The following is an 18894-nucleotide window of genomic DNA, read 5'->3' as shown; positions in this document are numbered from 1 at the left end:
CTCCCGCTCACTCGAATCGGGCGATCTGCTCGCCGAACAGGCCGCGCGGACGCAGTAGCAGGACGAGCACCATGAGGCCGTAGACCGCGGCCTCCGTGGCCGGCGGGTAGGCGTAGGCGGTGAGCCCCCGGACAACGCCGACGATCAGCGCCGCGAAGACGACGCCCCAGAACGAGCCGAGCCCGCCGATCACCACGACGACGAAGGCGAAGGTCAGGATCTCGGCGCCCATGGCGGGATGCACGCCGGTCACCGGCGCCATCATGGTGCCGGCGAGCGCGGCGAGACCCACGGCGATCGTCACGACGGCGGTCATGTAGGGCCGCAGCGAGATGCCCAGCGCCGCGACCATATCGGGGTTCTGGACGCCGGCCCGGACCACGCGCCCGAAGCTCGTGCGGGTCAGGAGCAGCCACAGGCCGCCGACGCAGGCCAATGCCACCACCAGGATGGACAGCCGGTAGCGCGAATAGATCAGGTCGCCGATGAACACCTGGCCGCGCAGCCAGCTCGGGATCCCGTAGGGCAGCGGCGCCGCCCCGAAGGCCATGCGCAGGGCCTGCTCGGCCACCATGGCGAGGCCGAAGGTCAGGAGCAGGCCCAGCGTCGGATCGCCCCGATAGAACCGCCGGAGCAGGAACCGCTCGATCACGAGGCCGAGCACCGCGACGAGCAGCGGCGAGGCGACGAGCGCGCCGCCGAAGCCGATCGTCGGCGTCAGCATCACCGTCAGGTAGGCGCCGATGGCGTAGAAGGCGCCGTGGGCGAGATTCACGATCCCGCCGAGGCTGAAGATCAGCGACAGGCCCAGCGCGATCAGCAGGTACTGGACGCCGATCAGCAGGCCGTTGAGCACTTGCTCCAGGATGAAGACGAGCTGCATGGCCGCCTCACGCCGGGAAGGTGCAGGCGTTCTCGTCGCGGGTCGTCGCGAGGACCTCGAGGTTCTCGCCGGCACCGGGCAGCGGCCCGGTTGCCGTGAAGATGTCGTAGGGATTCTTTACCTGATCCGCCGGCAGGGCGGTGATCGCGTACATCTCCTGCATCAGCTCGTGATCCCAGGGACGGAAGTAGCCCTCCCGGGTCTTGGCGATGTCGAAGGTCGCGCCCTTCTCGAGATGCTCCACGATCTTGGTGGAATCGGTCGATTTGAGCTCGTTCATGGACTGGGCGACGATCTTCATCGCCGTGTAGTCGCCCCAACCCTGGTTCTCCGGGGGCTTCTTGTACTTGGCCCGGAACGCCGCCACAAATTTCTGGGCCGAGGGCGAGTCGATCCGGTGATGCCAGATCACCGGCCAGGTGCCGAGGAAGTTGCCGGGTCCGGCGCCCCAGGCGAGCGCCGTATCGAACCCGAAGCCCGCGACCGGGAACGGCAGGCCGAACTCGCTGTACTGCTTCAGGAAGTTGGTGATCTGGGCGCCCGCGAGGTTGCAGATCACCAGGTCCGGCCGACCCTGGCGCAGCTTGAGCAGGAAGGGCGAGAAGTCGGTCAGCTCGGTGGGGATCAGGTCCTCGCCCGCGATGGTCGCCTCGTTGGCGATGAAGAACTTCTTGGCCTGCTTCAGCAGGTCGTGGCCGAAGGCGTAATCGGCGGTGAGCGCGTAGACCTTCTTGCCCTTGATCAGGCCCTTCTCGACGAGCGCGCGGCCGGCCGCGCGGACCATCATGGTGTTCTGCGCCTCGACATGGAACAGGTAGCGCTTGCAATCCGCGCCGCGCAGCGCGTCCGAGTTCGCGCCGGTGTTGATGAACAGCACCTTCTCCCGCTGCGCCACCTGGCTGATCGCGAGCGCCGAGGCCGAGTTGATCTCGCCGACCAGGCAGGCGACGCGGTCGCGCTGGACCATGCGCTCGGCCTTCGCCGAAGCGGTCTGTGGATTGACGCTGTCCTCCGACAGGAGCTCGACCTTGCGGCCGGCAATGCCGCCGCTCGCGTTGATCTCCTCCACGGCGAGTTGGGCGGCCTGCACGGCAAACTCGCCGAGCGGCCCGAGGAACCCGGTGCGCGGGGTCAGGTGGCCGATCCGGATCACGTCGGACTGTCCCTGGGACAGGGCTGGGCTCCCGAGCGCCGGGGCGATGAGGGCCGCGCCGCCGGCCCGCAGAAGGCTGCGGCGTGAGAGAGAATCCCCGAACCGATCCGTCATCGTTCCGCTCCCGTGCGTTTCCTCCAGCCGGGCATTTTTGATGGGCTCTGGCGGCCCGCACCCGAACTGTGATCACAGATCACTAGCGCGATAGTGCCGGATTCGTCTAGTGTCGGCACATGAGTTCCATGTCGGCCCTGGCCGAACTGCCCCAGCTCGAACGGCGCACCCTCGCCGACACTGCCTACGAGGCCCTGGCCGACCTGCTCGCCTCCGGGCGGCTAGCGCCCGGCGACCGGCTGTCCCTGCGCCAGAGCGCGGCGGCGCTCGGCGTCTCCGTGATGCCGGTGCGCGAGGCGGTGAGTCGCCTCGTGGCCGACGGCGTCCTCGAAGTCGCGGCGACCCGGGCGATCCGGGTGCCGATCATGACGGCGCAGGATTTCCGGGCGCTCGCCGAGACCCGCATGGCGATCGAAGGCATGGCCGCCGCGCGCACCGCCGAGCGCCGGAGCGAGGCGGACCTCGCCGCGATCCGGCGGGCCGAGGCGGCGTTTCGCGCCGAGGCCGAATCGGCGCGGCCCGACAGCGCCCAGGCCGTCCGGCTCAACCGCGACCTGCATTTCGCGATCTACGCGGCCTGCGGGCTGGCGCCCCTGCACGAGATCATCGCCCGGCTGTGGCTGAAGGCGGGTCCGGTCATCAACCTCGACCTGCGCGCCCATCCGGAGCGGCTGCTCCAGGGTTTCGCGCTGCGGCGGCACGCCGAGGCGCTGGCGGCGATCGAAGCCGGCGACGGGCCGGCCGCCGCCGCCGCGCTGGCGGCCGATATCCGCGAGGCGGCCGAATTCATCATGTCCCGCGGCGGCCTGCGGGACACGTAGCTTTGGGTGCGCATCGTCCCGAAACCCGGCAACCGCCGTTCGGGACGATGCCGAGATGGGAGGGACGATATGGATCTGGGAATCGCCGGCCTGCGCGTGCTCGTGACGGCGGGCGCGGCCGGCATCGGTCGCGGCATCGTCGACGCGTTTCTCGAGGAAGACGCGCGGGTCTTCGCCTGCGACATCGACGAGGCGGCGCTCGCGACGCTGCCCGCCGAGGTCGGCCGCAGCCGGACCGATGTCGCCGACCGGGGGCAGGTCGCCGCCATGATGGATCAGGCGGTCGATCATCTCGGCGGCCTCGATGTGCTCGTCAACAATGCCGGCATCGCCGGGCCGACCGGGCGGGTCGAGGAGATCGCCCCCGAGGAATGGGACCGCTGCCTGACGGTCTGCCTCACCAGCCAGTTCAACTGCGCCCGGCTCGCGGTGCCGCATCTGCGCGCGAGCGGCAACGGCTCGATCGTCAACCTGTCCTCGGCGGCCGGCAAGTTCGGCTTCGGCCTGCGCAGCCCCTACGCGGCCGCGAAATGGGGGGTGATCGGCTTCACCAAGTCCCTGGCGATCGAGCTCGGCGAGGCGGGCATCCGGGTGAACGCGATCCTGCCCGGCCTGGTGGCCGGCGACCGGCAGCGCCGGGTCCTGGAGGCCAAGGCGCAGCAGCAGGGCACGAGCTTTGCCGAGATGGAGGCCCGCGCCTTCTCGTTCGTCTCGGTCAAGGATTACGTCACCGCCCGCCAGCTGGCCGACCAGATCCTGCTGCTCTGCTCGCCCCGGGGCCGGACCATCTCGGGGCAGGCGATCTCCATCGACGGCGATACCCGGATGCTGTCCTGATCGGCCGCGCGACACGTGACGCCGCGGTGCGGATCGCGGCAGATTGAGACCGGAGCGGCACCACGACCGCGAGACTGGGAGGATCGGGAGATGCGTCTTTCGGGCAAGACTGCCTTGGTCACGGCCGCCGGCCAGGGCATCGGCCGGGCGAGCGTCCTGGCGATGGCGCGCGAGGGCGCGCGGGTGCTGGCCACCGACGTCCGGGCGGAGGTGCTGCGGACTTTCGACGGCGTGGAGAACGTCACCACCGCGCCCCTCGACGTGCTCGACCGGGCGCAGATCGAGGCGGTGGCCGGCACGCTCGACCGGATCGACGTGCTGTTCAACTGCGCCGGCTACGTCCATGCCGGCACGGTGCTCGACGCCAGCGATGCCGATTTCGACTTCGCGGTGAACCTCAACGTCCGGTCGCAGTTCTGGACGATCCGCGCGGTCCTGCCACGGATGCTGGAGGCGGGCGCCGGGAGTATCGTCAACATGGCGAGCGTCGCCGGCTCGCTGCGCGGCCTGCCGAACCGCTTCGTCTACGGGCTGACCAAGGCCGCGGTGATCGGCCTGACCAAGTCGGTGGCGGCGGATTACGTGGGCCGCGGGATCCGCTGCAACTGCGTCTGCCCGGGCACGGTGGACACGCCCTCGCTTGCCGACCGGATCAACGCGTTCGACGACCCCGTGGAGGCCCGCAAGGCCTTCATCGCCCGCCAGCCCATGGGCCGGCTGGCCAAGGCCGAGGAGATCGCCCCGCTGGTGGTTTTCCTGGCGAGCGACGAGGCCGCCTTCGTGACCGGCCAGAGCTATTCCATCGACGGTGGCATGACGATCTGAGGATTTCGACCATGAGCGAGAAGCGCCGCGTGACCCCCGCCGACCTGCGCTCGAAGGCGTGGTTCGACAATCCCCATAACCCCGGCATGACCGCGCTCTATCTCGAGCGCTACCTGAATTTCGGGCTCACACCCGCCGAGCTGCGATCCGGCAAGCCGCTGATCGGTATCGCCCAGACCGGCTCCGACCTGTCCCCGTGCAACCGGCACCATCTGGAGTTGGCCAAGCGCGTCCGCGACGGCATCACGGCGGCCGGCGGCGTCGCCTTCGAGTTCCCGTGCCATCCGATCCAGGAGACCGGGAAACGGCCGACCGCCTCCCTGGACCGGAACCTCGCTTACCTGTCCCTGGTCGAGGTCCTGTACGGCTATCCCCTCGACGGGGTCGTGCTGCTCACCGGCTGCGACAAGACCATGCCGGCCTGCCTGATGGCGGCCGCCACCGTGAATATCCCGGCGATCTCGCTCAATGTCGGGCCGATGCTCAACGGCTATTTCCAGAAGGAGCTGACCGGCTCCGGCACGATCGTCTGGAAGACCCGCGAGCGTCATGCGGCCGGCGATATCGACTTCCAGCAATTCATGGACATCGTCGGCTCCTCGGCGCCGTCCACGGGCCATTGCAACACGATGGGCACGGCCTCGACCATGAACGCGCTCGCCGAAGCGCTCGGCTTGGCGCTTCCCGGCTCGTCGGCGATCCCCGCGCCCTATCGCGAGCGCGGCCAGGCGGCCTATGCCACCGGCCTGCGCATCGTCGACATGGTCTGGGAAGATCTCAAGCCCTCCGACATCCTGACCCGGGAGGCGTTCGAGAACGCGATCGTGGCCAATGCCGCCATCGGCGGCTCGACCAACGCGCCGATCCACATCAACGCCATCGCCAAGCATATCGGCGTGCCGCTGACCTGCGACGACTGGGAGCGGGTCGGCTTCGAGATCCCGCTGCTGGTCGACATGCAGCCCGCGGGCCGCTGGCTCGGCGAGGAGTATTTCCGCGCGGGCGGCCTGCCGGCCGTCTTCGCCGAGCTGATCGAGGCCGGGAAGGTTCACACCGAGGCGCCGACCTGCAACGGGTTGACCGTCGGCGAGAATTATCGCGGCCGGCACAGCTGGAACCGCGAGGTGATCCGGGCCTACGAGACGCCGCTGATGGAGCGGGCGGGCTTCCTCAACCTTAAGGGCAGCCTGTTCGATTCGGCGATCATGAAGACCTGCGTGATCTCGGAGGAATTCGCCGCCCGCTACCTGCGCAACCCCGAGGACCCGATGGCCTTCGAGGGCCCCGTCGTCGTGTTCGACGGGCCGGAGGATTACCACCACCGCATCGACGATCCGGCGCTCGGGATCGACGAGAACACCGTGCTGATCATGCGCGGCGCCGGCCCGGTCGGCTATCCCGGCGCGGCCGAGGTGGTGAACATGCAGCCGCCGGGCGAGCTGATCCGCCGCGGCGTGACCTCCCTGCCCTGCATCGGCGACGGCCGCCAATCCGGCACCTCGGGCACGCCCGCGATCCTCAACGCCTCGCCGGAGGCGGCGGTGGGCGGCGGCCTGGCGCTGCTCCAATCGGGAGACCGGGTCCGCATCGACCTCAACACCCGCCGCGCCGACATCCTGCTCCCGCCCGAGGAGCTGGAGCGCCGCCGTTCCGATCTGGCGAGCCGGGGCGGCTTCCCCTACCCGGCGACCCAGACGCCCTGGCAGGAGATCTACCGGGATCAGGTGTCTCAGCTCAACGAGGGCATGGTGCTGAAGGGCGCGGTGAAGTTCCAGAAGGTGGCGCAGACGTCGGGCGTGCCAAGGGACAATCACTGAGGCGGGTTTGCGGCTGAAGAACGTTCGGCGACAGCAGGGACGACTACGCTGCTGCGCAACCGGGGCATTTCCCAGCTCTTTACGGGCTGAGATTTTGTATCCGCGGCAGGAGCGATCACTGTGTCATTCCGGGCCTTGCCATGCGGCCCCGGGATGACAGGGTGGATTGCTTGGGCGTCGAGACACGCCGCAGGCGACGACATCGACAGGGTGTGCCCAAAGGTCCCTCCCTCAACCACCCGTTCCCTCTTCGTTGAATTTTGAATACAATTCTCCCGACGGGCGGGGACGCGCCCTCGGGAGGGATCGGCCGTGACGCAAGCCAAGGCTCGAAGTGCGGCCTCGCCGCGCGCGGCGGCGCGTCTGGACGGGGGCTTGGCCCGCAAGCTCGCGGAGCAGTTGCAGGGGGAGGCGCGGTTCGACGCGTTCACCCGCGGCCGCTACAGCACCGATGCCTCGATCTACCAGATCATGCCGGCCGGGGTGGTGCTGCCGCGCTCGGCCGCCGACATCGCCGCGACCCTGCGGATTGCCGCCGATCACGGCGCGCCGGTTATCCTGCGCGGCGGCGGCACCTCGCAGAACGGCCAGCCGATCGGCTCCGGCCTCGTGGTCGATTGCTCGCGCCACTTCAACGGCATCCGCGCCTACGACCCGGAGGCCGGCACCATCACGGTCGAGCCCGGCATGGTGTTGGAGCGGCTGAACAGCCGCGTGAAGGCCGATGGCTGGTTCTTCCCGGTGGAACCCTCGACCGCCACCCGCTGCACCATCGGCGGCATGGCCGGAAACAATTCCTGCGGCGCCCGCTCGCTGCGCTACGGGAAGATGAGCGACAACGTCCTGGCGATGGAAGCGCTGCTGCCGGGCGGTGAGGCCTTCAGCTTCGGCCTGACCGGCAATGCGAGTTCGGGGGTGACCGGCTCGGCGCACGCGGAATCCTTGGCCGAGCGCATGCGCGCCCTCGCCGTGCTTCACCGCGACGAGATCGAGGCCCGCTACCCGAAGGTGCAGCGGCGCGTGGGTGGCTACAATCTCGACGCCCTGGTCGAGCCGCGCCCGAACCTTGCGCATCTCCTCGTCGGCTCCGAGGGGACGCTTGCCGCCACGACCTCGGTTACCCTCAAGCTGTCGCGCCTGCCGGCGCACCGCGTGATGGGTGTCTGCCACTTCCCGTCGTTCCGGGCCGCCATGGAGACGACGCAGCACATCGTCGCCCTCGACCCCGTGGCGGTGGAGCTGGTGGACAACAACGTGCTGGTCCTGGGCGCCGACATCCCCCTGTTCCGGACGACGCTCGCCGACATCACCCGCGGCAAGCCGAACTGCCTGCTGCTGGCGGAATTCGCCGGGGACGACCTTGCCGTTCTGAAGCGCGACCTGAAGCGCCTCGATGCCTGCATGGCCGATCACGGCTTCCCGGACGCCGTCGTGGAGATCCTGGAGCCGGCGCGCCAGCGCTCCGTCTGGGAGGTGCGCGAGGCCTGCCTCAACATCATGATGTCGATGAAGGGCGACGCGAAGCCTGTCTCGTTCATCGAGGATTGCGCGGTGCCGCTGGAGCACCTCGCCGATTACACGGACGCGGTGACGGACGTCTTCACCAAGCACGGCACCCGCGGCACCTGGTACGCCCACGCCTCCGTCGGCTGCCTCCATGTTCGACCGATCCTCGACATGAAGGACGGAGGCGACGTGAAGCGGATGCGCGCCATCGCGGAGGAAACCTCCGAGCTGGTGCGCCGCTACAAGGGCTCCTATTCCGGCGAGCACGGCGACGGGATCTCGCGCTCGGAATACATCGCGCCGCTCTTCGGCCCGGTCCTGACCGGCGCCTTCGAGACCGTGAAGGACGCGTTCGACCCGGAGAACCGGCTCAATCCCGGCAAGATCGTCCGGCCCCTGACCATGGACGACCGGAGCCTGTTCCGGTTCAAGCCCGACTACGCCGTGACCCAGCCGCTCAAGCCCGCCCTCGACTGGTCGGATTGGGGCGGCTTCGGTGAGGCGGTCGAGATGTGCAACAACAACGGCACCTGCCGGAAGCTCGCCGGCGGCGCGATGTGCCCGTCCTACCGGGCGACCCGGGAGGAGGAGCACCTCACCCGCGGCCGGGCCAATTCCCTGCGCCTCGCGATCTCGGGCCAGCTCGGGCCCGACGCCTTCACCAGCAAGGCGATGAAGCGCACCCTCGACCTCTGCGTCTCCTGCAAGGCCTGCCGCCGGGAATGCCCGACGGGCGTCGATATGGCCAAGATGAAGGTCGAGTTCCTGCACCACTACCATGCCCGCCACGGGCTGCCCCTGCGCGACCGGATCATCGGCCTGATGCCGCATTACGCCGGGATCGCCGCCAAGCTCGCGCCGCTCCTCAACCTGCGCGACCGGCACCCGGCGCTGGCCGCCCTGTCGGAGCGGATGGTCGGGCTCTCGGCCAAGCGCTCGCTGCCGCGCTGGCGCCGCCCGTGGAGCGAGCAGGGCGAGGCGGCCCATCCCGGCGACGTCACGGGAGATTTCCGCGACGTCATCCTGTTCGGCGACACGTTCAACCGCGCCTTCGAGCGGGAGAATCTGGAGGCGGCCGAGCGGGTTCTCCGGGCTGCGGGCTACCGCATCCACCGGGCCTACCCGACGCGCGGGCGGCGGCCGCTCTGCTGCGGCCGGACCTGGCTGGCCTCGGGCCAGACCGACCGGGCCCGCGCCGAGGCGCGCCGGACCCTCGACACGCTGCTGCCCTTCGTCCGGGCCGGCGCCCGGGTGGTCGGCCTGGAGCCGTCCTGCCTGCTGACCTTCCGGGACGAGTTCTCCGCCTTGCTGCCGGGCGAGGACACGGCGCTGCTGGCCAGGCAATCCGTGCTGTTCGAGGAATTGCTGGCCGGCGACCTCGCGGCCGGCCGGATCGTGCTGCCGTTGGCCGACCAGGGCGGCCGGGTCGCGCACCTGCACGGGCATTGTCACCAGAAATCGTTCGGCGTGATGGGCTCGGTGGAGACCGTGCTGCGGTCGGTGCCGGGCCTCGACGTGCGGGTCATCGAGTCGAGCTGCTGCGGCATGGCCGGCGCCTTTGGCTACGGGGCCGAGACGATCGAGACCTCCTTCGCCATGGCGGAGCTGTCGCTGTTCCCGGCGCTGCGCGCGGCCGGGCCGGACGACCTTGTCGTGGCCGACGGGACCAGCTGTCGCCACCAGATCCATGACGGCTTGGGGCTGGAGGCTCAACACGTGGCGCGCGTTCTCGATGACGCTCTCGTGCACGCCCCCCTGCCTCGACACTGAATTGTCGTGCACCTACACATGCCGGACGGGTTGCTTTGACCTTGCGTGCACCGTCGGCTCATGAACAAAATCGACACCGGCATCGGAATCAGCCGTCGCTATCTCCATGACGAGGTGGCCGATCGGATGCGGGAACTGATCCGCTCCGGGGAGATGGAGCCCAAGGCGCGCATCAACGAGGGCGAGCTGACCGAGCGCTTCGGCATCTCGCGCACGCCCCTGCGGGAGGCGATCAAGATCCTGGCGACCGAGGGGCTGCTCGAGCTGCTGCCGAACCGCGGGGCGCGGGTCGCCAGCATCTCGGAGACGGAGCTCGAGGAGATGATGGAGGTGATCGCCGGTCTCGAGGCCACCGCCGGCGACCTCGCCTGCCGGACGATCTCCGAGGCCGAGATCGACGCGATCGAGGTCGATCACAACGCGATGGTGGCGGCCTGGAAGGGCGGCGACGAGGCCGGGTATTTCAGCTACAACCGTCGGATCCACGAAGGCATCATGGCGGCCAGCCGCAACGGCGTGCTGGCCAACATCTACGAGAGCCTGTCGGGCCGGATCCAGCGGTCGCGCTACTCCGCCCGGCAGACCCCGGACCAATGGGCCCGGGCCGTGTCGGAGCACGAGCGCATGATCGCGCTGCTGCGCGCCCGGGACGGGGCCGCCCTGGCCGTGCTGATGCGCGAGCACATCCGCGGGAAGAAGTCCGTGATCGCCGCCAATTACGGGGTCGCGGAGGCCGGCTGAGCGGTCATCTCGAACCAGAACGAGGCGCCCGGCGTGCGGGAATCGTTCGGGTAGAGGAACGGGATGTCGGGGCCGGCCCCGCGGGCGGCGAAGACCGTCCTCACCCGGGCGCTCATCGCCGGATCCTGGCAGAGATACATCACCGGGGCGGTCACCCGGAACGGCGGGGCGCCGCATAACAGCATGGCGGCCAGCAGGTACTGCTCGTTGTAGAGGCGGCAGTTCCACGCGGCCGGGTAGTCGTCCGGGATGAAGATGTCGTGGATCTGGACGATCACGCCCGGCGCGAGACGCGGCATCACTTCGAAGAAGAACACCGTCACGTCGGAATTCGCGAAGGAGCGGTGCGATCCGTCGAAGAAGACGATGTCCCCGGCCCGCAGCTCTTCGAAGAGTGTGAGGTCGCAGCCTTCGAGGGGCGCGCGAAGGGTCCGGTCGCAGATCGCGTCGATCTCCCGCCGAGGCATCGGGTCGATCGAGGTGATCGTGGTCGGCAGGTTCAGCGCGTCGGTCGTGTAGCGGGCAAAGCAGGTCGAGCAGCCGGAGCCGATCTCGAGGTAGCGGGCAGGCCGTTTCCAGGCCAGCATCGTCATCAAGGCGGCCGCGTCGAGCGCGGTGAACCAGGTGTTGTCCCAATGCGGCGTCACAGGGTCGGCGAGGCGGGATTCGTGCGGGACGCTGTGGAGCAGGTCGGCCTGGCCCTCCAGCGCGTCGAGGAAGGCTTCGTAGGCCACGCTCTCCCGGGCGAGGACCGAGCGGAGCTGGCCGTGCGGCGGGCTGCCGGGCGTCCAGCGGGAGGACGGCACCACCGGGTGGTAATCGTGGACCGTGTGGCTCCAGCGGAACGGCTCCGTGCTCGCCCGGAAGATGTCGACGCCGGCGCGGCGCCCCGCGCTTCTCACGATGTCCTTCAGCATGCCCGTCCTCGCTCTCACGAGGCGACCTTGCTCAAGCTGCAACTTCTAGTCGAGTCAGAACGCGGGGCTACGCAATCGTCCCGGTGCGCACGATAGGGCGCGCATCCGCCGGCTCAGGCGGCGTTCGGCGCCCACAGGCCGGCGACCAGATCGGTGAAGCGGTCGCCCTGGACGATGACGTGGCTGCGCAGGGCCTCGGCCGCGCGGATCTCATCGCCGGCGACGATCGCGGCGACGATCGCCTCGTGCTCGGCGAGCGATTGCGGGAGTCGCTGGCGGACCCGCAGCTGCAACCTGCGGTAGGGCGCCAGGCGGCGATGCAGCGACAGGGCCTGCTCGGCCAGGAAGGCGTTGCGGCTCGCCCGGTAGACCACCGTGTGGAACACGTAATTCTCGGCGTAGTAGCTCTCGGTATCCTCCTGGGCCATCGCCGCTTTGCAGCCGGCGAGCGCGACCTGAAGGGCCTCGGCATCCTCCGGAACCAGGCGGCGGGCGGCGAGCCGGCCGCAGGCGGCTTCCATCTCCGCCATGGCCTCGAACATGGCGAGCAGCAGGTGCGGTTCCGGCGCGCTCACGATGGCGCCGCGCCGCGGCTTGGCCTGGACGAGGCCGGTGGCCGCGAGCTGGAGCAGCGCCTCCCGGATCGGGGTGCGTGAGACCCCGAAGCGCGCCGCGAGCTGGTTCTCGTCGAGCCGCGACCCGAGGGCGAGCTCGCCCGAGACGATCTCGTCCTCGATCCGCTGCCGCAGCCGCTGGGCGTGACTCATCCCTCCGGTCCCTCCGCGCCGACAGGCCGGCGCCGCATCTGCCCGGTTCCTGGCTGACCGCCGGGCTTGATGCCAATCACATATGCTCCACCGTTGACAAAATATACAAGACGGTTTTTCTTGCATACAAGCACTGCAAGACAATATTGCGGCGCACAAAATCATTGCCGCCAAGAGTGCGGCGCGGGAGAGAGCAATGACGCCGACACGTCGCACGCTGGTCGCGGCCGCCCTCACGGCGCCCGCCATCCTGAGATTCGGCCTCGGCGCCGCCCAGGCCGCCACGACCCTGAAGCTGTCGCACCAGTTCCCGGGCGGGACGATCGACGAGGGCGATTTCCGCGACCGCATGTGCCGGAAATTCGCGAAGGCGATCAACGAGCGCTCGCAGGGCGCCCTGGAAGTCCAAGTTTATCCCGGCTCGTCGCTGATGAAGACGAACGCCCAGTTCGGCGCCATGCGCAAGGGCGCCCTCGACATGTCGCTCTACCCCAGCCCCTACGCGGGCGGCGAGGTGGCGGAGCTGAATATCGGCCTGATGCCGGCGCTGGTGACCTCCTACGCCCAGGCGGTGGCGTGGAAGTCGGCGCCCGTGGGCCGGAAGCTGACCGAGCTGCTGGAATCGAAGGGCATCGTCCTGGTCTCGTGGGTCTGGCAGGCCGGCGGCGTCGCCAGCCGCGAGCGGCCGCTGGTCGCCCCGTCCGACGCCAAGGGCATGAAGGTCCGCGGCGGCTCCCGTGAGATGGACCTGATGATGAAGCAGGCCGGCGCCGCGACGCTCTCGATCCCGTCGAACGAATCCTACGCGGCCATGCAGACCGGCGCCTGCGACGCGGTGATCACCTCGTCCACCAGCCTGATCTCGTTCCGGCTGGAAGAGCTCTCGAAGGCGCTGACCTCGGGCCGGGAGCGCTCCTACTGGTTCATGCTCGAGCCGATCATGATGTCCAAGACCGTGTTCTCCGGCCTGCCGAAGGACCAGCAGGACCTGATCATGGCGGTGGGCGCGGAGCTCGAAGCCTTCGGCCAGACCGGGGCCAAGGAGGACGACACCCGGGTCGAGCAGATCTTCTCGAAGGCCGGTGCCAAGGTCTCGCAGCTCGACGAGCAGGTGCTCGGCCAGTGGCGCGAGCTCGCCCGCGAGACGGCCTGGAAGGACTATGCCGGCCGCAACGCGAGCTGCGCGGAACTGCTGAAGCTCGCGGAGCAGGTCGCGTGAGCCACGGCTTCGACGCGGCTACCGCGATCCCGGATGCGAAAGGTGCGGAGGAGCCCCGGCTCCCCGGCCTGCTCGGCCTGTTCGACCGGGCGCTGCGCGGCATCAACCGCGTGATCCTCGGGCTGGGCGGGCTCTGCCTCGTCGCGGCCTGCCTGGTGCTGAGCCACAGCGTCGTCGTCCGCTACCTGTTGAAGGAGCCGACCGACTGGCAGGACGAGATGGCGGTCTTCCTGATCGTCGGGGCGACCTTCTTCTCGGCCGCCGGGGTCCAGGCCAAGCGCGGCCACGTCGCGATCGAGGCGCTGACCGGCCTGCTGCCGCCGGCGGTCAACCGGATGCGGCTGATCTTCGTCGACGTGGTCAGCCTCGCCTTCTGCACGTTCTTCGCCTGGAAGAGCTGGACGCTGGACCACGAGGCCTGGATCGACGGCCAGACCTCGCAATCGACCTGGGGGCCGCCGCTCTGGATCCCCTACACGCTGATGGCCGCCGGCATGAGCCTGCTGTGCCTCCAGTTCATCCTGCAGATCGCCGAGGCGCTGCTCTACGGGCCTCGGGCGGCCGGCTGGGCCAAGCCGAAGATCGGCATCGGCGCCGACGTCAACAAGGACATGCACGGCGCGCCCGGGGTCACGCCCCGGGGGCCCGATCCGATGGGCCAGACGATCGACGCGAGGGTGAAGTGATGAGCACGGCGGCGATCGGCTTCCTCTACGCGGGGGCCACCCTCGGGGCGATGCTGTCGGGCATCCCCATCGCGTTCGCGCTCGGCGCCGTGGCCCTGGCCTTCATGGTCGTGTTCATGCCGGGCGCCTCCCTCGATACGGTGGCCCAGAACGTCTACGAGGAGATGGCCTCGATCACCCTGCTGTCGATCCCGCTGTTCATCCTGAAGGGCGCGGCGATCGGGCGGTCCCGGGCGGGCCAGGACCTCTACTCGGCGATGCATGCCTGGATGCACCGCATTCCCGGCGGTCTCGGCATCGCCAACGTCTTCGCCTGCGCGCTGTTCGCCGCCATGGCGGGTTCCAGCCCGGCGACCTGCTCGGCGATCGGCTCGGCCGGCATTCCGGAGATGCGCAAGCGCGGCTACTCGCCGGGCTTCGCCGCCGGGATCATCGCGGCCGGCGGCACGCTCGGCATCCTGCTGCCGCCCTCGATCACCATGATCCTGTACGCGGTCGCCTCCGAGCAATCGCTCGGGCGCCTGTTCCTGGCCGGGATCGGGCCGGGGCTGCTGCTGGTCGCCCTGTTCGCCGCCTGGGCGATGTACCGGTTCCGCTCGGAATTCTCCGCCGCCAAGGCGGTGCTGGAGCGCGGCGGCCCGGCCTCGCCGATCCTGGCCGACGAGCAGTACAGCATGGCCCAGCGCTTCTCGACGCTGCCGCGGGTGCTGCCCTTTGTGGTCCTGCTCACCGGCGTGATGGTGGCGCTCTACGGCGGCTACGCGACCCCCTCGGAGACCGCCGGCCTCGGCGGCCTGCTGGCGCTCGGCCTGATCGCGGCGATCTACGGCGTGTGGCGGTTCCGGGACGTCAGCCCGATCCTGGTCGCGACCCTGCGGGAATCGACCATGCTGATGCTGATCATCGGCATGTCGCTGCTCTACGCCTACGTGATGAGCTACCTGCACCTGTCGCAATCGGCCGCGGCCGCGATCGTGGCGATGCAGCTCTCGCCCTGGGTGCTGCTGGTGACGATCCTCGCCCTGGTGATCGTGCTCGGCTTCTTCCTGCCGCCGGTCTCGATCATCCTGATGACCGCGCCGATCATCCTGCCGCCGCTCAAGGCCGCGGGCTTCGATCTGGTGTGGTTCGGCGTGGTGATGACCATCACCATGGAGATGGGCCTGATCCACCCGCCGGTGGGCCTGAACATCTTCGTCATCAAGAACATCGCCCCCGACATCCCGCTCTCGGACATCATCTGGGGCACCCTGCCCTTCGTGATGCTGATGGCGGTGGCGATCCTGATCCTGTGCCTGGTCCCAGGCATCGCCATGTGGCTGCCGGACCTGCTGCTGGCGACGACGCGGTAGGAAAGGCTTCCCCGCGAACGGCGGCGCCGGTAACCTTGGCTGCGTGACCGGCGCCGCCGCCCTATCTATCGACGATGACCGACCTTCAGACCATCCAGATGCTGCGCACGGCGAACGTGATCGCCGAGGACGAGATCGACGCCAGCGTCGAGGCGTTCCTGAGCGGGGCGGTGTCCGAGCCCTACCGCTTCCGCAGCGGCCACCGCCTCAACCTGGTCAAGGCGGTGCGCAGCCATCCCGGGGCGCAGGAATTCGTCGGCCGGGCGAATGTCGGCACCCTGTTGAAGCGGCCATTCGTGCGGGCAGCGATTTTGCAGGCACGGCCGATGAAGGGGTGAGCGCGCGTCTCCCGCGCACGATCTCATCCTGAGATGCGCCCGCAAAGCAGGCGCCACCTCAGGATGAGGGGAGCATCTCGGATCTCGCCCGCTTCGACAGCGCCAATCCCGTCATTGCGAGCGCAGCGAAGCAACCCGGGGCCGCGGGTGTTCTTGGACCGCAACGGCGCCCCGGGCTGCGATCCGGCTCAGCGCCCCTCGGACCGCTTCACAACCGACGCGACGGTGTTCTTCTGGGACGGGGCCGCGGCATTCATCTTCGGCACCGGCTTCTTCGGCTTCTTCGTCTCGCGGTTGCCGCGTTGCTTCTCGATGCTCATGGGGCCGTCCTCCGGAGCGTGACCGCGGCTTTTCGCGCCGGGCCGACCCGTACGGCCGCCCGTCACAGGCGGGGACCTCCGATCCGCAGTCACCGGAGCCTGAAGCCGCCGTTCCGGTAATGCGGTGAGCCTGCGCCCGAACGACCGCAAAAGATAGTGTCCTCACCACGCGAAGCCTGTTCGGCCGCAACCCTTTCGAACGGCTCTGGCGGACGGCACAAGCTTTGCCATAATGCGTGGCTGATCTGGCGCGCATCGCCGCTCGGGCCGCCTCGATTTCAGGGACACTTGCATGAGCCTCGAATCCGTCCGGGCGTTCTTCGCCGAGAGGGCGCCCGACCTCGCGGTGATCGAGCTGACCACCAGCACCGCTACCGTGGCCGAGGCCGCTGCCGGCCACGGCGTCGCCCCCGCGCAGATCGCCAAGACGCTGTCGATCCGGATCGGCGACCAGGTCGCCCTCGTGGTCACCCGGGGCGACGCGCGGCTCGACAACAAGAAGGCCAAGGCCGTGTTCGGCGGCAAGGTCCGGATGCTCGACCTCGCCGAGGTCGAGGCGGCGACCGGCCACCCGGTCGGCGGGGTCTGCCCGTTCGGGCTGATCGCGCCGCTGCCGGTCTATTGCGACGTGTCGCTGAAGGCCTTCGACGAGGTCGTCCCCGCGGCCGGCAGCACCCACAGCGCGGTCCGCATCGCACCGGACCGCATGGCAACGCTGACGGGAGCCGCGTGGGTCGATGTCTGCCAGGAGCCGGGGTGAGCGGCGGCTCCTAGCGCCCGCTCCAGGCCGGGGTGCGCTTGCCCAGGAACGCCTCCATGCCCTCGCGGAAATCCTGGCTCATGTAGCACATCAGGATCAGGTCATCGCCGGGATGCGGGGCGCCGTCGGCGGTCGGCTCTTCCTCGGCGAGGCGGCGCAAGCCTTCCTTGGTGGCCTGCATGGTCAGCGGCGCGTGGCCGGCCAGGAGCTGCGCCAGGGCGTCGACCCGGACGGTCAGCGCCGCGCAATCGTCCACGACCTCGCCGACGAGGCCGATGGCCAGCGCCTCCTCGGCGCCCACGAGCCGGGCGGTGAAGATGATGTCCTTGACCCGGGCCGGGCCGATCAGCCCGGAAAGCCGCTTGAGATTGCCCTGGCTCAGGCAATTGCCGAGCGTCCGGGCGATGGGGAAGCCGAACCGGGCGTCGCGGGTCGCGACCCGCAGGTCGCAGGCCGCCGCGATGGCCGCGCCGCCGCCCGTGCAGGCGCCCGCGATCGCCGCGATGGTCGGCACCCGCAGCCGCTCCAGGGCGCCGAGCACCCGGTCCATGAAGCGCTCGTAGCCCAGCGCGTCGTCGGCGGTCGCGAAGCTGCGGAACTGGGCGATGTCGGTGCCGGCCGCGAAGGCCTTGTCGCCGGCGCCGGTGATGATCAGTGCCTTCACGGCCGGGTCGGCGGCGATCGCCTCGCAGCAGGTGATCAGCCCCTGGTACATCGCGAAGGTGAGCGCGTTGCGGGCCTGCGGCCGGTTGAGGACGATCCGGGCGATCCCGGCCTCGTCGGTGGTGAACAGCAGCTCGTCGGTGGCGGGCGTGGCACTCATCGCAGGTCCTCTGGGGTTCAGGCCACGGTCTCGCGGACCACGCCCCGGTCGATCAGGCCGTCGATCTCGGAGGCGGTGTAGCCGGCTTCCGCCAGGATCGCCCGGGAATGCTCGCCGAGCAACGGCGCCGGGCCGTGGACCCGGCCGGGCGTGTCCGAGAACTTCACCGGCAGGCCCAGCGTCTTCATCCGGCCGACCCGGCTGTGCTCGACCTCCACCACCATCGCGCGGGCGAGCGTCTGCGGATCGCGGTGCATGGCGTTGACGTCGAGCACCGGCCCCGCCGGGACGCCGCCGGCTTCGAGGCGGGCGAGCCAGGCCTCGGACGTCTCCGCCCTGAAGATCGGCGCCAGGGTCGCGGCGAGGTCGTGGCGGTTGGCCATGCGGTCGCGGTTGAGCACGAAGCGCGGATCTTCGGCGAGCGCCTCCGAGCCGATCGCCTTGAGCAGCCGCAGCCAGTTGGTCTGGTTGGCCGCCCCGATGGTGATCCAGCCGTCCGCCGTCTCGAACGCCTCGTAGGGCGCGTTCAGCGGATGGGCCGAGCCCATCGGCCCCGGGGCGATGCCGGTCGCCATGGCGATGGCCGATTGCCAGTAGGTGTGGGTGATCCCGGCCTCGAACAGCGAGGTGTCCACCGCCTGGCCCTGCCCAGTCTTGAGCCGGTGGGCATAGGCCGCGAGCACGCCCATGGCGGCCAGGATCCCGGCGGTGATGTCGGTCACCGGCGGCCCGCACTTCATCGGCGGCTGGCCGGGCCCCTCCCCGGTCACCGACATGAGCCCGCTCATGCCCTGCGCGACCAGGTCGAACCCGGCCCGGTCGGCATAGGGCCCGGTGCGGCCGAAGCCCGAGAGCGAGCAATAGACCAGGGCCGGGAATTCCTGCCGCAGGGTCTCGTAGCCGATGCCCAGCCGCTCCATGGTGCCGCCGCGGTAATTCTCGATGAGCGCGTCGGCATTGGCGAGCAGGCGGCGCAGCACCGCGACGCCGTCCGGGTTCTTCAGGTCGAGGCTGAGGCCGCGCTTGCCGCGGTTCATCATCATGTAGGCCGCGCTCTCGCCCTCGAGCGCCGGCGGGACGGTGCGACGGGTGTCGTCGCCCTCCATCTTCTCGACCTTGATCACCTCCGCGCCCATGTCGGCGAGCATCAGCCCGCAGACCGGGCCGGCCATGATGTGCGCGAGCTCGATCACCCGCACGCCGGCGAGCGGCCCCGAACGTCCCGTCTGTTCCGCCATCGCGGCG

18 protein-coding genes are annotated in these 18894 nt (G+C 69.6%); 11 read left to right on the top strand and 7 right to left on the bottom strand.

Translation table 11 applies throughout. The features are described 5' to 3' along the window. Positions 1 to 7 precede the first annotated feature (7 nt). Positions 8 to 883: a branched-chain amino acid ABC transporter permease gene (locus tag LGR69_RS00275; RefSeq protein ID WP_091862001.1), complete on the bottom strand. Its 876-nt coding sequence runs from the start codon at positions 881 to 883 to the stop codon at positions 8 to 10. A 7-nt stretch (positions 884 to 890) separates the two neighbouring features. After that, positions 891 to 2150 carry an ABC transporter substrate-binding protein gene (locus tag LGR69_RS00270; RefSeq protein WP_230364824.1) on the bottom strand — a complete coding sequence of 420 codons (1260 nt, stop codon included), beginning with the start codon at positions 2148 to 2150 and terminating at the stop codon, positions 891 to 893. Between the two features lie 119 nt (positions 2151 to 2269). Here LGR69_RS00270 and LGR69_RS00265 point away from each other — a divergent pair, with 119 nt between their 5' ends. The 6 genes from LGR69_RS00265 to LGR69_RS00240 all read left to right on the top strand — a co-directional run bounded on the left by LGR69_RS00265 (position 2270) and on the right by LGR69_RS00240 (position 10467). Beyond that, positions 2270 to 2971, top strand: a complete 702-nt coding sequence (locus LGR69_RS00265) for a GntR family transcriptional regulator (RefSeq protein ID WP_230364823.1) — start codon at positions 2270 to 2272, stop codon at positions 2969 to 2971. A 69-nt stretch (positions 2972 to 3040) separates the two neighbouring features. Continuing rightward, on the top strand, positions 3041 to 3808 hold the full coding sequence (locus tag LGR69_RS00260) for an SDR family oxidoreductase (RefSeq protein WP_230364822.1): 768 nt from the start codon (positions 3041 to 3043) through the stop codon (positions 3806 to 3808). 90 nt (positions 3809 to 3898) lie between these two features. Continuing rightward, complete coding sequence (locus LGR69_RS00255) at positions 3899 to 4633, top strand: SDR family oxidoreductase (RefSeq protein WP_230364821.1); 735 nt, start codon at positions 3899 to 3901, stop codon at positions 4631 to 4633. Positions 4634 to 4644: 11 nt separating this feature from the next. Then, positions 4645 to 6450 (top strand): IlvD/Edd family dehydratase, encoded by a 1806-nt coding sequence (locus LGR69_RS00250; RefSeq protein ID WP_230364820.1) that lies wholly within the window; start codon positions 4645 to 4647, stop codon positions 6448 to 6450. Between the two features lie 312 nt (positions 6451 to 6762). Continuing rightward, positions 6763 to 9726 carry an FAD-binding and (Fe-S)-binding domain-containing protein gene (locus LGR69_RS00245; protein ID WP_230364819.1) on the top strand — a complete coding sequence of 988 codons (2964 nt, stop codon included), beginning with the start codon at positions 6763 to 6765 and terminating at the stop codon, positions 9724 to 9726. Between the two features lie 60 nt (positions 9727 to 9786). After that, the gene (locus LGR69_RS00240) at positions 9787 to 10467 is read left to right on the top strand and encodes a GntR family transcriptional regulator (RefSeq protein ID WP_122161028.1); all 681 of its coding nucleotides are present in this window, start codon (positions 9787 to 9789) and stop codon (positions 10465 to 10467) included. Here LGR69_RS00240 and LGR69_RS00235 read toward each other — a convergent pair. Both LGR69_RS00235 and LGR69_RS00230 read right to left on the bottom strand, forming a co-directional pair. Beyond that, positions 10443 to 11384 carry a class I SAM-dependent methyltransferase gene (locus LGR69_RS00235; protein ID WP_230364818.1) on the bottom strand — a complete coding sequence of 314 codons (942 nt, stop codon included), beginning with the start codon at positions 11382 to 11384 and terminating at the stop codon, positions 10443 to 10445. The genes LGR69_RS00240 and LGR69_RS00235 overlap by 25 nt on opposite strands. A 113-nt stretch (positions 11385 to 11497) precedes the next feature. Beyond that, the gene (locus LGR69_RS00230) at positions 11498 to 12151 is read right to left on the bottom strand and encodes a GntR family transcriptional regulator (protein WP_007562065.1); all 654 of its coding nucleotides are present in this window, start codon (positions 12149 to 12151) and stop codon (positions 11498 to 11500) included. Positions 12152 to 12347: 196 nt separating this feature from the next. Here LGR69_RS00230 and dctP point away from each other — a divergent pair, with 196 nt between their 5' ends. The 4 genes from dctP (at position 12348) to LGR69_RS00210 (ending at position 15746) form a co-directional block, all read left to right on the top strand. Beyond that, positions 12348 to 13370 (top strand): TRAP transporter substrate-binding protein DctP, encoded by a 1023-nt coding sequence (dctP, locus tag LGR69_RS00225; RefSeq protein ID WP_091862025.1) that lies wholly within the window; start codon positions 12348 to 12350, stop codon positions 13368 to 13370. Continuing rightward, on the top strand, positions 13367 to 14056 hold the full coding sequence (locus LGR69_RS00220; RefSeq protein ID WP_230364817.1) for a TRAP transporter small permease: 690 nt from the start codon (positions 13367 to 13369) through the stop codon (positions 14054 to 14056). The genes dctP and LGR69_RS00220 overlap by 4 nt, the downstream gene beginning before the upstream one ends. After that, the gene (locus LGR69_RS00215) at positions 14056 to 15408 is read left to right on the top strand and encodes a TRAP transporter large permease (protein ID WP_230364816.1); all 1353 of its coding nucleotides are present in this window, start codon (positions 14056 to 14058) and stop codon (positions 15406 to 15408) included. The genes LGR69_RS00220 and LGR69_RS00215 overlap by 1 nt, the downstream gene beginning before the upstream one ends. 74 nt (positions 15409 to 15482) lie before the next feature. Continuing rightward, complete coding sequence (locus LGR69_RS00210) at positions 15483 to 15746, top strand: hypothetical protein (RefSeq protein WP_007562057.1); 264 nt, start codon at positions 15483 to 15485, stop codon at positions 15744 to 15746. Positions 15747 to 15934: 188 nt separating this feature from the next. On the opposite strand, the gene LGR69_RS31745 is transcribed toward LGR69_RS00210, so the two are convergent. Continuing rightward, complete coding sequence (locus tag LGR69_RS31745) at positions 15935 to 16066, bottom strand: hypothetical protein (RefSeq protein ID WP_007562055.1); 132 nt, start codon at positions 16064 to 16066, stop codon at positions 15935 to 15937. A 292-nt stretch (positions 16067 to 16358) separates the two neighbouring features. Here LGR69_RS31745 and LGR69_RS00205 point away from each other — a divergent pair, with 292 nt between their 5' ends. Further along, a complete protein-coding gene (locus LGR69_RS00205; protein WP_230364815.1) occupies positions 16359 to 16826 on the top strand; it encodes a YbaK/EbsC family protein in 468 nt (155 codons plus the stop codon). Between the two features lie 10 nt (positions 16827 to 16836). On the opposite strand, the gene LGR69_RS00200 is transcribed toward LGR69_RS00205, so the two are convergent. Further along, positions 16837 to 17649, bottom strand: a complete 813-nt coding sequence (locus LGR69_RS00200) for an enoyl-CoA hydratase/isomerase family protein (protein WP_230364814.1) — start codon at positions 17647 to 17649, stop codon at positions 16837 to 16839. A gap of 17 nt (positions 17650 to 17666) precedes the next feature. After that, positions 17667 to 18887 carry a CaiB/BaiF CoA transferase family protein gene (locus tag LGR69_RS00195; protein WP_230364813.1) on the bottom strand — a complete coding sequence of 407 codons (1221 nt, stop codon included), beginning with the start codon at positions 18885 to 18887 and terminating at the stop codon, positions 17667 to 17669. Positions 18888 to 18894 lie beyond the last annotated feature (7 nt).

Origin of the sequence: Methylobacterium brachiatum (assembly GCF_020523825.1) — a bacterium.
Classification (GTDB): Bacteria; Pseudomonadota; Alphaproteobacteria; order Rhizobiales; family Beijerinckiaceae; genus Methylobacterium; species Methylobacterium brachiatum.
This window is presented reverse-complemented; position numbering and strand designations above follow the sequence as displayed.

Bases quoted from the DNA above. Each gene is read 5' to 3' on its own strand.
- LGR69_RS00210 (WP_007562057.1), top strand. From the start codon at position 15,483: ATGACCGACCTTCAGACCATCCAGATGCTGCGCACGGCGAACGTGATC.
- LGR69_RS00275 (WP_091862001.1), bottom strand. From the start codon at position 883: ATGCAGCTCGTCTTCATCCTGGAGCAAGTGCTCAACGGCCTGCTGATC.
- LGR69_RS00265 (WP_230364823.1), top strand. From the start codon at position 2,270: ATGAGTTCCATGTCGGCCCTGGCCGAACTGCCCCAGCTCGAACGGCGC.
- LGR69_RS31745 (WP_007562055.1), bottom strand. From the start codon at position 16,066: ATGAGCATCGAGAAGCAACGCGGCAACCGCGAGACGAAGAAGCCGAAG.
- LGR69_RS00215 (WP_230364816.1), top strand. From the start codon at position 14,056: ATGAGCACGGCGGCGATCGGCTTCCTCTACGCGGGGGCCACCCTCGGG.
- dctP (WP_091862025.1), top strand. From the start codon at position 12,348: ATGACGCCGACACGTCGCACGCTGGTCGCGGCCGCCCTCACGGCGCCC.
- LGR69_RS00200 (WP_230364814.1), bottom strand. From the start codon at position 17,649: ATGAGTGCCACGCCCGCCACCGACGAGCTGCTGTTCACCACCGACGAG.
- LGR69_RS00230 (WP_007562065.1), bottom strand. From the start codon at position 12,151: ATGAGTCACGCCCAGCGGCTGCGGCAGCGGATCGAGGACGAGATCGTC.
- LGR69_RS00205 (WP_230364815.1), top strand. From the start codon at position 16,359: ATGAGCCTCGAATCCGTCCGGGCGTTCTTCGCCGAGAGGGCGCCCGAC.
- LGR69_RS00195 (WP_230364813.1), bottom strand. From the start codon at position 18,887: ATGGCGGAACAGACGGGACGTTCGGGGCCGCTCGCCGGCGTGCGGGTG.
- LGR69_RS00250 (WP_230364820.1), top strand. From the start codon at position 4,645: ATGAGCGAGAAGCGCCGCGTGACCCCCGCCGACCTGCGCTCGAAGGCG.
- LGR69_RS00240 (WP_122161028.1), top strand. From the start codon at position 9,787: ATGAACAAAATCGACACCGGCATCGGAATCAGCCGTCGCTATCTCCAT.
- LGR69_RS00270 (WP_230364824.1), bottom strand. From the start codon at position 2,150: ATGACGGATCGGTTCGGGGATTCTCTCTCACGCCGCAGCCTTCTGCGG.
- LGR69_RS00235 (WP_230364818.1), bottom strand. From the start codon at position 11,384: ATGCTGAAGGACATCGTGAGAAGCGCGGGGCGCCGCGCCGGCGTCGAC.
- LGR69_RS00260 (WP_230364822.1), top strand. From the start codon at position 3,041: ATGGATCTGGGAATCGCCGGCCTGCGCGTGCTCGTGACGGCGGGCGCG.
- LGR69_RS00255 (WP_230364821.1), top strand. From the start codon at position 3,899: ATGCGTCTTTCGGGCAAGACTGCCTTGGTCACGGCCGCCGGCCAGGGC.